The following is a 13,329-nucleotide window of genomic DNA, read 5'->3' as shown; positions in this document are numbered from 1 at the left end:
TGGGAGCCTTAGCTTTGGCAGGCATTTTCCCCTTTTCAGGCTTTTGGAGCAAGGACCTAATAATAGGTAGTGCGTATGAGGTGTCTTTTGGTTTAGGAGTTTTTGTAAGCTTTGTGAGTTTTTTAACAGCGTATTACATATTTAGGGAAGGGTTTGTAATGTTTTATGGGGAGGAGAGGCACAGAGAGCACTTTGAGGAAGAGCCAAAAGAGAGTCCATCAATCATGCTAATTCCCATGGTCATACTGGCTATAGGTTCTTTGGTGGTAGGATTTTTTGAGGGGTGGTATGTAGGTGTATTGGGGGACAAGAAGGAGATCCATTTGGATATAGCCATAAGTTCTGTGGTTATAGCTTTAGCTGGTATAGGATTAGCTTATTTGGTGTTTGTGAAGAGAGTGTTAGATCCAGAAAAGCTCTATCAGTCTTTAAAGCCCATGCACACAACTTTTAAAGAACAGTTCTTCACAGAAAAACTCTACCACAAAATACTGGCAGGAGGATATATGCTTTATTCTAAGGTGCTTTACACCGTAGGAGAAAGACAGCTTATTGATGGGTTGGTAAATGGTTCTTACCTGATGGCTGGTTTTCTTGGTAGGGTTTTCCGCAATTTACAACAAGGTAGGGTAAATCTCTACCTTCTTTTCTTATCTGTAGGTTTGTCTGGACTTGTCCTATTAACCCTTTTGTGGAGGTGAAAGATGGGTGGTCTTCTTGCTTTTGCTATATTCCTGCCTCTTGTAGCAAGCTTGCTGGTTTTTGCCCTTAGGAACGACAAACTATCCAGGTTTATATCTTTATCCACTTCAGTGGTAGTTTTCCTAATCTCCCTTTATCTTCTTGCAAACTTTGATTGGAACAACCCAAACTTTCAGCATACTCTCAAGCTAAGCTGGATAGAGCCTTTGGGCATATCCTTCAGCATAGGACTTGATGGTATGGGTATTGCCCTTTTTGTGCTAACCGCCCTGATGTTCGTGGTTGCCTTTGTTTGGTCCGTCAAGATTGAAGATAAGCCTAACCTTTACCACGGACTGTTTTTGATGCTTGAAACCGCCTGTCTTGGTGTTTTTTCCGCCTTGGACCTTTTCCTTTTTTATCTCTTCTGGGAAGCCATGCTCATTCCAATGTACTTCATCATAGGCTTTTGGGGACACGACAGAAAGGTCTATGCGGCCAACAAGTTCTTTGTTTATACATTCTTTGGCAGTATTTTCTTACTTTTGGGTATTGCATCTGTGGTTATATACGGTTATGTAGTCTCCGGAAGTATAAGCTTTGACTACTTTTTCCTGAAGAACCTTAATTATGCATTTTGGTTTGAGGCTATAGTTTTTATGCTCTTTGGTCTTGGCTTTGCGGTAAAGGTGCCTATGTGGCCCTTTCACACATGGCTTCCCGATGCTCACGTAGAGGCACCAACTGCAGGTTCAGTGATCCTTGCCGCAGTTCTTCTTAAGATGGGGACTTACGGTTTTGTCAGATACTCTCTTCCTATGTTCCCGGAGGCAAGCAAATACTATGTGCCTTTGATATTCTTTTTAAGTGTGGTGGCGGTGATATACGCTGCCATGATGGCCATAGCTCAAACTCATATAAAGAGACTAATAGCTTACTCTTCTATAAGCCACATGGGGCTTGTGACCCTTGGCACCTTTGCCTCCGACATAAACGCCCTAAACGGAGCAATTTACATGATGGTTGCCCACGGACTTTCCTCTGCAGCTCTGTTTATGTCCGCAGGGTTTATCTACGACAGAATTCACTCCTATCACATGGATGACCTTGGAGGCCTTGCCAGATACATTCCAAACTTAGCCATTGTCTTCATGCTGAGTGGTTTGGTAGGTATAGGCTTTCCTGGCCTTGCGGGTTTTGTAGCGGAGTTTTTAATACTCCTTGGCACGTACAAAAGCTATCCTGTTTGGGCTTTTATAGCGGGCGTTGGTATGGTCTTGGGAGCAGCATACTTCCTCTACATGTATAAAAGAGTTATGCTGGAAGAGGAGACTATATCTGACTATAGGCGGGAAAAGTGGAGTCGTCTAAAAGACCTGGAGCCCCATCACTGGATAGCTTTTGTCTTAATAATTGTTTCTTCAGTCATTTTGGGCATCTATCCTTTACCTTTTGTCAAGATAATGGAGCATACCACAAAGATGGTGTTTGGAGGATAGAATGAACTGGAATGCCCTTCTTCCCGAAATTGTTCTTTCCTTTGGTATTCTTCTTCTCTTCTTTTTGGATCTTGTTTTGGAAAAAAAGCACTTTAAGTTTTTGAGCCTTCTTGGTAGTTTGACTGCCCTAACCGCCTTTTTTTCCATTTTCTTTGTGGAATATCCTGCCTATACCTTCTTTGATACCTTCTATGTAAGTCAGTTAGAACTTTTTGGAAAGGGCATACTTTACATACTCAGCGGGCTTTCAATATTAGCTCTTTACGACTATCTTCTAAAGAAGGACTCTGTCTATGGAGAAATGCCCTATCTTGTGCTTATTTCTACCTTAGGTCTTTCCTTTTTCTTATCGTCAAACAGTCTTATCACTCTGTTTGTGTCCTTAGAGCTTTCCTCTATAACCATATACATCCTCAGCGCTATGCTTAGAAAGGACTACAGCTCAAAGGAGGGGGCCTTTAAGTATCTTCTGATGGGGTCTGTGGGAACTGCCCTCTTTGGCATGGGCTCTTCCTTTTACTACGGTGCTACCGGAACCTTCTTTCTCACTCCCTACGCAGACAGCAATACTGTATTTTCTCTGTTTATCCTTTTCTTTCTGTCCGCCTTGGCTCTAAAGGTATCCGCAGTTCCGTTCCACTTTTGGACCCCAGACGCTTATGAAGGTGCGCCCACTCCTGTGGTTGGTTATTTAGCGACCGCTCCAAAGCTGGCTATCTACTTTTTGTTGGTTAAACTTTCTATGCTCTTTTCTCACCTAAGGCTTTGGCTTATTCTGATAGGTGTGCTTGCCTTGCTTTCCATGTTTTACGCCAACCTTACCGCCTACGCCCAAAGGTCCGTAAAAAGACTTTTGGCTTACTCTTCTATTGCCCATGCAGGATACTTTCTGCTTGGCATATCTACCTCTGACAATCTTTTGCAGTCTGGCTTAATCTTTTACGTAGTGGTTTACACCTTTGCAACCCTTGGGTCCTTTGTAGTTCTTTCGTCCATTGAAAAAAGCCAGGGATTTACCCATCACATCTTAGATTACAGAGGCTTGGGAAAGGAAAACCTTTTACTTGGCACTTCGTTTTCTCTCTTCCTTTTGGCTTTCATAGGTATTCCCCCTATGGCCCTTTTTGTGGGTAAGTTGAACCTATTTTTGGGCTTAGTGCATGCTAATTTATCCCTATTGGCCTTTGCCTTTGTGATAGCCAGCATTATCTCCGCAGGATATTACCTTAAGGTAGTAAGCTATATGTTCTTGGAGGAAGGGGAAAGGAAATACGAGAATGTTTCTGTTTCCGCAGGCGAATCGTTAGTTATCTTAGTTTGTTCAATTTTGGTAGTCCTCTTTGGCCTTTTCCCCCACCTTTTATTAAACTTTATCAAGCTGTAGATGTGGGTACTTGGACAGCACGACGAACCTTACAGGAGGATAAGAAACTCCATACTGAATCTTGTGGGCAACACGCCCATTGTTAGAATAAAAAAGGTCATCCCAAAAGACGTTTCCCCTAAGGTGGAGATCTACGCCAAATTGGAAAGCTTTAATCCGGGCGGTTCTGTAAAGGATAGGCCTGCCCTCTCTATGTTTTTGGATGCCATAAGCAAAGGCTTAATAAAGGAAGGTAAAACAGTAATAGATGCGACTTCTGGCAACACGGGTATAGCTTTGGCTATGGTAGGTGCTGCGTTGGGAGTTCCGGTGGAGCTGGCTATGCCCGCAAACGTCAGTGAAGAAAGAAAGAGAATAATAAAAGCTTACGGTGCAAAGGTTTATTTGACCGATCCTTTGGAAGGAACGGATGGAGCCATTCTTTTTGTGAGAGAGCTTGTCAGCAAAAATCCAGAAAAATACGTCTACTTGGACCAATACAACAACCCAGCCAACTGGAAGGCTCACTTTTACTCAACCGGCATAGAAATATGGCATCAGACAGGAGGCAGAATAACCCACCTTGTAGCGGGCATAGGAACAGGTGGGACCATAATGGGAACGGGCAGACGCCTAAGGGTCTTTAATCCGGACATTCAAATAGTAGGAGTGCAACCTGCTTACCCTTTTCACGGTATAGAAGGACTAAAGCACATAGAAAGTTCCATAAAACCCGGCATTTTTGACGAGAGTTTTCTGGACAGAACCATATTCGTGGAGACTGAACCCGCTTACGAAATGACAAAAAGGCTGGCTTTGGAGGAAGCCATCTTTGTAGGGCAATCTTCCGGCGCAGCGCTTTTTGCAGCAATACAGCTGGCTAAGGAGTTAGAAGAGGGGGTTATAGTGGTGGTGTTTCCCGACGGTGGTAGTAAGTATTTAACCACAGCTCCTTTTAACAATCCGTAGGAGGTATAAGATGAAGCTCACAGTTGTAGGTGCAGGATACGTAGGATTAACCACCGCAGTTTGTTTTGCCCACTTAGGACATGAGGTTATGGTGGTGGAAAAGCTTCCTAACAAGGTAGAGCTTTTGAAAGAAGGGAAGGTGCCCTTTTATGAGCCAGGGTTGGAGGAGCTACTTAAAGAGAACTTAAGCTTGGGAAGGTTGTCCTTTACCACAGAGCTAAAGCAAGGGCTGAATTTTTCCGAGGTGATCTTTATATGCGTGGGAACGCCCCAGAACCCCGACGGTTCAGCGGACCTCTCGCAGGTGGAGGAGGTAGCAAGGGAGACCGCCAAGATTATGGAAAGCTACAAGCTTTTTGTAGAAAAATCAACTGTCCCTGTCAATACCCACAAGCTCATAAAAAGGACCGTGGAGAGATACTTACAAAGGAGGGGAAAGCAAATAGAGTTTGATGTGGTATCAAACCCGGAGTTTCTAAGGGAAGGAAGTGCAATAAAGGACTTTTTGGAACCAGACAGGATAGTGGTGGGTGTGGAAAGTCAAAGGGCACGCCAAATAATGGAGGAACTCTACAGAGACTTTAAGTGTCCCATAATCTTTACGGACCCTGCCACTTCCGAGCTTATAAAACACGCCTCTAACTCCTTTTTGGCTATGAAGATCTCATACATAAACATGGTGGCGGACCTGTGCGAAAAGGTTGGTGCGGATGTTAGGCTTGTGGCAGAGGGAATGGGTTATGACAAAAGGATCGGTAGAGAGTTTCTCAGGGCAGGCATAGGTTGGGGTGGCAGTTGCTTTCCTAAGGACATAAAGGCTTTCATAAAGATGGCAAAGGATCACGGAGTGGACTTTTCCCTTTTGGAGGAGGTGGATAAGATCAATCAGAGGAGGGCTGTTCAGTTTGTGGAAAAGGTAAAAAATGTGCTGTGGAGTCTAAAGGGCAAAACCTTAGCGGTTTGGGGTTTGTCCTTCAAGCCAAACACCGATGACATTAGGGAAGCGCCCTCTCTCAGGATCATACCCTTGCTTTTAAAGGAAGGCGCCTTTTTAAAACTCTACGACCCTAAGGCTATGGAAAACTTTAAAGCTCTTTATCCTCCTGGGAAGGATCTAACCTATGAAAAGGATATTTATAAGACCGTAGAAGGTGCGAGCGCTCTTCTTATACTGACCGAGTGGGAAGAGTTTGAAAAAGCAGACCTTGAAAGGGTAAAAGAACTTATGGAGCTTCCTATAATTGTGGATGGAAGGAACATGTATGATCCCAAAAGGGTTAGAGAACTCGGTTTTGAATATTACGGCGTTGGTGTGCCTTAAAGCACTTCCAACTTAGCCTTTAGCGCACCCGCCGCTTTTATAGCCTGAAGTATGGATATGATTTCTCTGGGAGTAGCTCCTATTCTGTTTAGGCTCTCCACAAGCTGAGAAACAGTAGCGCCATTCAATCTTACCAATCTTCTTTCTTTCTCTTCTACTTTAATCTCCGTTCTTGGGACAACTACAGTCTCACCTGGAGATAGAGGTGGTGGCTGAACAACCTCGGGAGTTTCTTTTATAGTTACGGTGAGGGTGCCAATAGCCACAGACACAGGATTTATGGTTACCTCTCCCCCAAGCAGTACTGTCCCGGAACGGCTGTCTATAACCACCTTTGCGGTGGATGGCACGTCAAGCTCTATGTCCTCCACCCTCGCTAAAAAATCCACCATCCTAAGCCCTTTTGGAACTTTAAGTTTTATCGTTGAGCTATCCAAAGCCAAAGCTGTTTCCTCGCCAAACTCCGCATTTATTCTGTCTTGAACAAGCTTTGCCAAAGAAAAGCTCGGATTTTCAAGGTATAGGTGAATTTCTTCTGTTTCTGGATATTCAGGTAGAGGTCTCTCTATGATGGCTCCATTTGGGATTCTGCCTACGGTGGGAATATTTTGCACCTGCCTTGCCGCCTGCCCTCTAACCTCATAACCGCTGACTATCACCTGCCCCTGCGCCAAGGCGTAAATTTCCCCATCTGGACCCCTCAAAGGTGTTAGCAAAAGGGTACCTCCTTCTAAACTTTTTGCATCTCCAATGGATGCCACTTCCACATCCACGCTCATACCTGGCTTGGCATAAGGTGGAAGCTTTGCAGTTACAACAACCGCAGCGACGTTTTTGACCGTTATTCTCCTTGGATCCACCACAATACCCATACGGTTTAGCATATTGGCTATACTTCTTACGGTAAAGATCGTAGCTTTTCCATCTCCGGTACCTTTTAGACCTACCACAAGTCCATAGCCTATCAGATAATTGCTTCTCTGCCCTTCTATGGTAGCTATATCCCTTATTTTTGTTGCGTAAGATAGACTAAACAGTAAAATCAGAAGGGCAAGACCTTTGCCAATATACGTGCCAACCATCCCGGACTACCTCCATCCGCAAGAAAACCTTTACCATCTATGAAAACCTCCAAGTTGGCTATCTTATCGCTGGTTATGGTGTTAGATGAATCCACATCCTCGGGTCTTATTACGCCCCTTAAAAATACTTCCCTCTGTGCGTTGTTCATGTAAAAGGACTTTTTTGCTTCTATTAGCATAGTGCGATTAGGATAGACTTTTACCACTCTGCCCGCCAGTTTTGTGGTCAAAACACCTGTTTGTTGAACTTTACCTCCTGCTTGAGTATTAAACTGTCCTGAGCCTTGAGCGGACAACTCATCCAATGTGAATTTACTTATCCCAAATAAAGAGGCAACCGATTCTTTAAAACTGGCAGATCTTCCAGTTTGGCTTGCCACGCTCTCTATGGCGTTTATAGATTCCACTATTTGGACGTAGATCACATCTCCAACCTTTGAAGCTCTGTATTCTGAATACAGGTCGCTAAAACCTTCCCTTGGCATAAGGCTTCCTTTGGACGCATATTCTACGCTCTGCTCTTTGCCGGGATAAGGGTTTTGCCTTTCGTATTCTTCCAGCGTTGTAGGTTTTTTAGCACAAGAGAATAAAAGCAGTAAAACTAAAAATAACCAGCTCATTCCTTTTCCCATCTCTCTTTTATTGCAACCTCCACTTCTACGGGCACCTTTTTTAATATAATCCCACCTGCCCTTTTCATAGCCCTCTCTAAAAGCTCGGCTACCTTTATACCATCCTCTTCCTTGCATTCTACTACTATCTCATCATGGACTAAATTTACCACATTTGCCTTTATGTTTTCCCTTCTAAGCTCCGCATCAAAAACAAGAACAGACAGCTTCAGAAGATCTGCACCACTGCCCTGTATAGGATAATTTACCGCATCTGGGAACGTGTGGGCTACATACCTTCTGCCGAGCAGTGTGTATCCTCTTGATTCGCCCCTTTCCCTTAATTCCTTTTTAACCCTTTCGTGCCAGTCCTTAAAAGCCCTAAAGTGTTCAAAAAATCTCTTTCTTATTTCCTCGGCCTTTTCTACGGAAAGATTTACTCCGTAGGAAGAATACGCATATTCAGCCAAACCTTTGGCAGATATTCCGTAAATCAATCCAAAGTTTACTGCCTTTGCCAGTTGCCTCTCCTCTTTGGAAACTTCCTCTTCCTTTTTCCCCAAAAGAACACTTGCGGTGTATTTGTGCATATCCCTTCCTTCGTTAAAGACTTTTATCATACTTTCGTCCCCTACATACTCCGCAGCAATCCTGAGCTCTATTTGGGAAAAATCTGCTATCACAAACACGTTACCATCTTCTGCCTTAAAGATCCTCCTTAGATGCCTTGGTATGTTCTGCACGTTAGGGTTCATAGAAGACATCCTTCCGGTAACTGCCCCGATCTGTTTAAATTCAGGATATACTCTTTTTCCCTTCAAACCAGCCTTTATTTCTTCAAGCTTATCCAGGCTTTTCTTTACGTTCCTGATGTAAAGGATATCCCTTACTATCGGATGCTCTATGTATTCCGCTAAGGCTTTATCGTCAGTTGAGATGTTTCCCTTTTCTGTTTTTGGCAGATCAAGTCCATACTTTTTGACGAGAACCTCTCCCAACTGTTTGGGAGACATAGGATCCACTCTATACTTTATTAAAAACTCCATAGCCTTCTTCTGAAGGTCCTTTGTTAGATCCCTTAAGAGTTTTTCCAATTCTTCCACATCCACAGGAAGTCCATTAAGTTCTAACTTTGCCACTTCCTGAACAAAGGCCATCTCCACTATGGCTACTGGATTTTTCAGGCCAAACACCTTGGCAGTTTTGGTTTTTAGCAAGTTATCTTCAATTATTGGAGTCGCTTCATTTAGCTTTTTTAGAAGAATAGGAAATAGGTCTCTTACCACCTTTACGTCCAAAGCGGCGTATTCTAACTGCTCTCTTGAAAGCCTTAGGGAACCCCAATTGGAAAGTTGAAGGCTTTTATCCAAAACCTCTCCCAAATAATGAATGGCTAACTTTTGCAAAGAGTGTCTGTCTGAATCTCCAATAAGTTGGCTTGCGATCATTGTATCAAACACCGCATAAGGTTCTATTCCATAGCTTAGCATATACCTTAGATCAAACTTAAGGTTATGGCCCACAATACCCTTTTTAGATAGTAGGTCTTTTAAAAAGCTTACGCCTACCTCTCCCAATTCGTAGAGGTCCAACAGGAATATGTCTTCCTCCGAAGCGATTTGAACCAGTCTTATGGTTTTATCTCCAACTGTTTCTGTATCAACGTAAACGAAGGGAACATTTTTAACTTTTTCGTAAAGTTTGCCCAAGCTATGGACTGATGTTAAATACTCAAAGTGTATTTTCATATTCTTCCACCAAGCTTAGTTTTTCAACTTCCATCTGCATTGCTACTTCGTCGCAGGAAGGGAACTTTATGCAGTTTATACACTCACCCCAAACTTTGTGAGGAAGGCTTTCCTTCTGGATAGTATAAAAACCAAACCTTTCAAAGAAACCCACCGCATAAGTAAGGACAAAAACCCGCTTTACTCCAAGGTCTTTGGCCTCTTTTAAGCACGCCTGAACCAAACTTGTGCCCACACCTTTTCCCTTTAGGTCTTCCCTTACAGCCAAACTCTTTATCTCAGCCAAATCTTCCCAAACCACGTGCAAAGCACAGCAACCAACAATCTGTCCATCCTTCTCGTATACCCAAAAGTCCCTTATATTCTCATAAATGGAGTTAAGACTTCTTGGAAGCAAAATCCCTCCCTTGGCATAAGCGTTTATCAGTGAGTATATAAAGACTGCATCTCTTAAAGTAGCTTTTCTCAGGCCCATATTTTAATTTTAGTTATAATTTTGGAAAAAAGGAGGTAAATTATGGACTTTTTGGGAAAAGATCAATCACCGCTTACAGCAGAAGAGTGGGAAACCTTAGAGAAAGCAATAATAAATGTAGCGAAGAATAGCTTAGTATGCAGAAGGTTTATGCCCGTGGTTGGACCCATAGGTGCGGGACATCAGGTGATCTCATACGATGTTTTCCTTGGGGTAGAACCGGGTAGCTGTGAGGTAAGACCAGGAGAAGAGGCTCAAACATGTGAGCCTGTCAGAACTGGTCAGCGCAAACATATAGTATTACCCACCATTTATAAGCCCTTTTCCATAAGCTGGAGGGACCTTGAATACTGGAGGCAGTTTAATCTCCCAATTGATACATCCGCCGCTTCCACTGCATCCTTTGCGACCGCTGTGGCAGAAGACACGCTGATTATACACGGTAATAAGAAGTTGGGTATTGACGGATTGCTTACAGTGGAAGGAAGACAAACAATATCCATGAGTGACTGGGATGTTATGGGGAATGCTTTCAACGACGTTTCCTTGGGTATAGCAAAGCTAACAGAGAGCGGTTTCTTTGGTCCCTACCATCTTATCCTAAATCCAAAGGATTACTTTAAACTAAACCGCGTTTATCACAACACCGGTCTTCTTGAGATAGAACAGATAAAAAAGATCGTTAGCGAAGTTCATCATACCCCCATAGTGCCAGAAGGAAAAGCAATATTGGTATCCGCAGGACCTCAGAACATGGACTTAGTGATAGCTCTTGATATATCCCTTGCCTATGTAGAAACAAGCAACATGGTCCATCAATTCAGAGTTATGGAAATAGTCGCACCAAGAATAAAGCGTCCGGGAGCTATTTTGGTTATTGGGAAGTAAAACAGAGGGCTTTCCAAAGGACTGCTGCTAATTCCTCTTCCATGCCCTCCTCCCTTTTTATCACTCCACCATCCACCAAAAGAAAGGTCCTTTCTAAAGTGCCAACAAAAACAGCCAAAGCCAACTCTCTTCTTACCTTTATGATACCCTCCCTTATACCTTCATCTATAAGTTTTAGCACCGCATCCTTAGGCAGGTTTTGAAAGTTTCTCACCTCCTGAGCCCTTAGGTAGTGAAAGAGATTGATAAACTTGAATGCTTGGGGATTTTCAAAGCAAAAGTTTAAAAACGCCCGCACTAACTTAAAGAACCTATCTTTTATACTTTCTTCGCTTTCAACCACAGAAATAAGTTCACTGTAAAAGTTCTGAGAGTAAGTTGAGAAGATGGTATTTACCAGCTCATCCTTACTGGTAAAGTGTCTGTAGATGGCACCTTCGGTTATCCCCACCTCTTTGGCAATATCCTTTACGGTTGTTTCTTTTATACCCCTTTCCGAAAAGAGCTTTAAAGCCACTTCCAGAATTCTCTTTTTTGTATCCTGCAAACGCGGCATGACTTTATCATTATCTCATACTTTTTCTCGTTTTGCAAGTGGTTACTTACCTTGTCTTTTTGAGCTTACAAACCTCTTTATCTCTTCCAATGATATGGTGTTTAAGATATCTTCCTTTTTTGTCCAATTGATAAGCTTCTATCAAAGACTTTCAAGCTCTTCCATAGCTTCAGCGGCGTAAGAGTATCCTAAGTGAGGTTTTCTGACACCTTTTCTTGTGAAAAGGACAGTATCAATGTCAAGAACAAGATCAAAAGCTTAGCCCACAGCCACCGATAACCTTTCCAACCACTGCCTTTTGTATTGCTCAAACTTCCCCTCCTCTATAGCCCTTCTTGCCCCTTCCGTTAGTTTGTGGTAAAAGTAAAGGTTGTGGATTGTGCTAAGAATGTAAGCTGAAATCTCATCGGCGTTAAACAAGTGTCTAAGATAGGCTCTGGAGAAGTTCTTGCAAGTATAACAGTTGCATTCTGGGTCAGGCGTAGAGAAGTCTTTTTTATACTTTTCACTTCTTATGTTTATTTTACCCTGTGAGGTAAAAAGTGTGCCTGTGCGAGCCATTCTGGTGGGTGCTACGCAGTCAAACATATCCACCCCAACCCCTATCGCCATCAGAATATCCTCTGGCATACCTACTCCCATCAAATACCTTGGTCTATCAAAGGGCAAATATTCACAAACAAGATGAGCCATCTCCACCATAACTTCCTTTGGCTCACCCACCGAAAGTCCCCCTATGGCGTATCCAAAAAGGTCCCTTTCTACTGTCCTAAGGGCAGATTCCTTCCGTAGGTCTTCAAAAAAGGCACCTTGAACAATGCCAAAAAGCACCTGATCTTCTCTTCTTTTTGCCTTTATGGACCTGTCCAACCACTCTATGGTCCTCTCTAATGCTTCTTTTGCGTAAGCGTAGGTGGTAGGATACTCTACGCACTCGTCAAGGGGCATGATGATTTCTGAGCCAAAGATTTCTTGTATCTGCACCACCTTTTCTGGCGTAAAGAGATGATAATCTCCCGCCAGATGGTCTCTGAAGTATACCCCCTCTTGAGTGATCTTCACCTTGGATTTACCACCTTTCAGCCTATCTCTGGAAAGGGAAAAAACCTGAAAGCCCCCGCTGTCCGTAAGTATGGGACCTTTCCAACCTATAAAGGAGTGAAGCCCGCCTGCTTGTTGGATTACTTCTACCCCCGGCCTTAGGTAAAGATGGTAGGTGTTGCTTAGGATGATCTGGGTTCCTATTTCCTCTAAAAGTTTGTGGATCATTGCCTTTACTGTCCCCTGCGTGCCTACAGGCATAAAAACTGGAGTTTCTATTACACCTCTCGGAGTGTATAGCCTACCCCTCCTTGCCCTTCCGTCGCTTTTGATGACCTCAAACTTGAACATAACTTAGAACATACCGCCGTTTATGTGGATTATCTCCCCAGTTATGTAGTCCGCCATAGGTGAGCAAAGGAAGGCAACCATTCCCGCTATATCCTCAGGAGTGCCAAACCTTTGAAGGGGTATGTTTCTTAGGTATTCTTTCTTTATCTCTTCCGACAAAGAGGCGGTCATGTCTGTTTCTATAAAACCTGGAGCTATGGCATTTACGGTTATGTTCCTGCTTGCCAGTTCCTTTGCCAGACTTTTGGTAAAACCAATTAGAGCAGACTTTGTGGAAGAGTAATTTACCTGTCCCACGTTTCCAATAAAACCTACAACAGAGGATATGTTTATGATCCTTCCCCAGCGCTTTTTTAACATACCCTTTACAGCCAAAGAGGTTATAAGATAAGTCCCAGTTAAATTTACTCTTAGAACTTCTTCCCAATCCTCCAAGGTCATTCTCAAGAATAGCTTGTCCTTTGTAATGCCTGCATTGTTTACCAATATATCCACCGAACCAACCTCCTTTTCCACAGCCTCATATCCAGCGCGTATGGACTGGAGATCAGAAAGGTCCATGCCTATTCCTATTGCATTAGAAGATATAGACTTTGCAACCTCTTGAGCCCTTTTCTCATCCCTGCCAGTTATTACAACCTGCGCCCCAGCCTTTGCTAAAAATTCAGCGATAGCTCTTCCTATGCCCCTTGTGGAACCAGTAACAAGAGCTTTCTTTCCAGACAGGTCTATACAAAGCATGAA

Annotated in this window: 12 protein-coding genes and 1 pseudogene; 6 read left to right on the top strand and 7 right to left on the bottom strand. The window is 43.2% G+C overall.

Features of this window, described 5'->3' with window-relative positions:
• The 5 genes and pseudogenes from K217_RS0106755 to K217_RS0106735 all read left to right on the top strand — a co-directional run.
• Positions 1–701: pseudogene (locus tag K217_RS0106755) on the top strand (NADH-quinone oxidoreductase subunit L); the annotation flags it as partial.
• 3 nt (positions 702–704) lie between these two features.
• Positions 705–2,180, top strand: coding sequence for a complex I subunit 4 family protein (locus tag K217_RS0106750; protein ID WP_029552359.1), 1,476 nt, complete (start codon positions 705–707; stop codon positions 2,178–2,180).
• A gap of 1 nt (position 2,181) precedes the next feature.
• Positions 2,182–3,564 carry an NADH-quinone oxidoreductase subunit N gene (locus K217_RS07785; RefSeq protein ID WP_029552358.1) on the top strand — a complete coding sequence of 461 codons (1,383 nt, stop codon included), beginning with the start codon at positions 2,182–2,184 and terminating at the stop codon, positions 3,562–3,564.
• Positions 3,565–4,512: a cysteine synthase B gene (gene cysM, locus K217_RS07780; protein ID WP_029552357.1), complete on the top strand. Its 948-nt coding sequence runs from the start codon at positions 3,565–3,567 to the stop codon at positions 4,510–4,512.
• A gap of 10 nt (positions 4,513–4,522) precedes the next feature.
• Positions 4,523–5,833 (top strand): UDP-glucose dehydrogenase family protein, encoded by a 1,311-nt coding sequence (locus K217_RS0106735; protein ID WP_029552356.1) that lies wholly within the window; start codon positions 4,523–4,525, stop codon positions 5,831–5,833.
• Here K217_RS0106735 and K217_RS0106730 read toward each other — a convergent pair.
• The 4 genes from K217_RS0106730 to K217_RS0106715 are packed head-to-tail and all read right to left on the bottom strand — an operon-like array spanning position 5,830 to position 9,749.
• Positions 5,830–6,915 (bottom strand): flagellar basal body P-ring protein FlgI, encoded by a 1,086-nt coding sequence (locus K217_RS0106730; protein ID WP_029552355.1) that lies wholly within the window; start codon positions 6,913–6,915, stop codon positions 5,830–5,832. The genes K217_RS0106735 and K217_RS0106730 overlap by 4 nt on opposite strands.
• Positions 6,876–7,535, bottom strand: a complete 660-nt coding sequence (locus tag K217_RS0106725; protein WP_029552354.1) for a flagellar basal body L-ring protein FlgH — start codon at positions 7,533–7,535, stop codon at positions 6,876–6,878. Before K217_RS0106725 ends, K217_RS0106730 begins: the two co-directional genes overlap by 40 nt.
• Complete coding sequence (locus tag K217_RS0106720; protein WP_231477008.1) at positions 7,532–9,274, bottom strand: bifunctional 3'-5' exonuclease/DNA polymerase; 1,743 nt, start codon at positions 9,272–9,274, stop codon at positions 7,532–7,534. The genes K217_RS0106725 and K217_RS0106720 overlap by 4 nt, the downstream gene beginning before the upstream one ends.
• Positions 9,258–9,749, bottom strand: a complete 492-nt coding sequence (locus K217_RS0106715; RefSeq protein ID WP_029552352.1) for an N-acetyltransferase — start codon at positions 9,747–9,749, stop codon at positions 9,258–9,260. The genes K217_RS0106720 and K217_RS0106715 overlap by 17 nt, the downstream gene beginning before the upstream one ends.
• 42 nt (positions 9,750–9,791) lie before the next feature.
• Here K217_RS0106715 and K217_RS0106710 point away from each other — a divergent pair, with 42 nt between their 5' ends.
• Positions 9,792–10,637 carry a family 1 encapsulin nanocompartment shell protein gene (locus K217_RS0106710; protein ID WP_029552351.1) on the top strand — a complete coding sequence of 282 codons (846 nt, stop codon included), beginning with the start codon at positions 9,792–9,794 and terminating at the stop codon, positions 10,635–10,637.
• Here K217_RS0106710 and K217_RS0106705 read toward each other — a convergent pair.
• The 3 genes from K217_RS0106705 to fabG form a co-directional block, all read right to left on the bottom strand.
• Positions 10,624–11,193, bottom strand: coding sequence for a TetR/AcrR family transcriptional regulator (locus K217_RS0106705; protein ID WP_029552350.1), 570 nt, complete (start codon positions 11,191–11,193; stop codon positions 10,624–10,626). The two genes, K217_RS0106710 and K217_RS0106705, sit on opposite strands and share 14 nt — an antisense overlap.
• A gap of 258 nt (positions 11,194–11,451) precedes the next feature.
• The gene (gene tgt, locus K217_RS0106695; RefSeq protein ID WP_029552349.1) at positions 11,452–12,585 is read right to left on the bottom strand and encodes a tRNA guanosine(34) transglycosylase Tgt; all 1,134 of its coding nucleotides are present in this window, start codon (positions 12,583–12,585) and stop codon (positions 11,452–11,454) included.
• A 3-nt stretch (positions 12,586–12,588) separates the two neighbouring features.
• Positions 12,589–13,326: a 3-oxoacyl-[acyl-carrier-protein] reductase gene (fabG, locus tag K217_RS0106690; protein WP_029552348.1), complete on the bottom strand. Its 738-nt coding sequence runs from the start codon at positions 13,324–13,326 to the stop codon at positions 12,589–12,591.
• Positions 13,327–13,329 lie beyond the last annotated feature (3 nt).

This window comes from Thermocrinis jamiesonii, assembly GCF_000702425.1.
Lineage (GTDB): Bacteria > Aquificota > Aquificia > Aquificales > Aquificaceae > Thermocrinis > Thermocrinis jamiesonii.
The sequence above is the reverse complement of the archived record's forward strand: the minus strand, read 5'-3'. Positions and strand labels throughout refer to the sequence as shown.

Excerpts from the sequence above, each read along its gene's own strand:
- K217_RS07785 (WP_029552358.1), top strand. The coding sequence starts at position 2,182 with ATGAACTGGAATGCCCTTCTTCCCGAAATTGTTCTTTCCTTTGGTATT.
- cysM (WP_029552357.1), top strand. The coding sequence starts at position 3,565 with ATGTGGGTACTTGGACAGCACGACGAACCTTACAGGAGGATAAGAAAC.
- K217_RS0106735 (WP_029552356.1), top strand. The coding sequence starts at position 4,523 with ATGAAGCTCACAGTTGTAGGTGCAGGATACGTAGGATTAACCACCGCA.
- K217_RS0106705 (WP_029552350.1), bottom strand. The coding sequence starts at position 11,193 with ATGCCGCGTTTGCAGGATACAAAAAAGAGAATTCTGGAAGTGGCTTTA.
- K217_RS0106720 (WP_231477008.1), bottom strand. The coding sequence starts at position 9,274 with ATGAAAATACACTTTGAGTATTTAACATCAGTCCATAGCTTGGGCAAA.
- K217_RS0106710 (WP_029552351.1), top strand. The coding sequence starts at position 9,792 with ATGGACTTTTTGGGAAAAGATCAATCACCGCTTACAGCAGAAGAGTGG.
- K217_RS0106730 (WP_029552355.1), bottom strand. The coding sequence starts at position 6,915 with ATGGTTGGCACGTATATTGGCAAAGGTCTTGCCCTTCTGATTTTACTG.
- tgt (WP_029552349.1), bottom strand. The coding sequence starts at position 12,585 with ATGTTCAAGTTTGAGGTCATCAAAAGCGACGGAAGGGCAAGGAGGGGT.
- fabG (WP_029552348.1), bottom strand. The coding sequence starts at position 13,326 with ATGCTTTGTATAGACCTGTCTGGAAAGAAAGCTCTTGTTACTGGTTCC.
- K217_RS0106715 (WP_029552352.1), bottom strand. The coding sequence starts at position 9,749 with ATGGGCCTGAGAAAAGCTACTTTAAGAGATGCAGTCTTTATATACTCA.
- K217_RS0106750 (WP_029552359.1), top strand. The coding sequence starts at position 705 with ATGGGTGGTCTTCTTGCTTTTGCTATATTCCTGCCTCTTGTAGCAAGC.
- K217_RS0106725 (WP_029552354.1), bottom strand. The coding sequence starts at position 7,535 with ATGAGCTGGTTATTTTTAGTTTTACTGCTTTTATTCTCTTGTGCTAAA.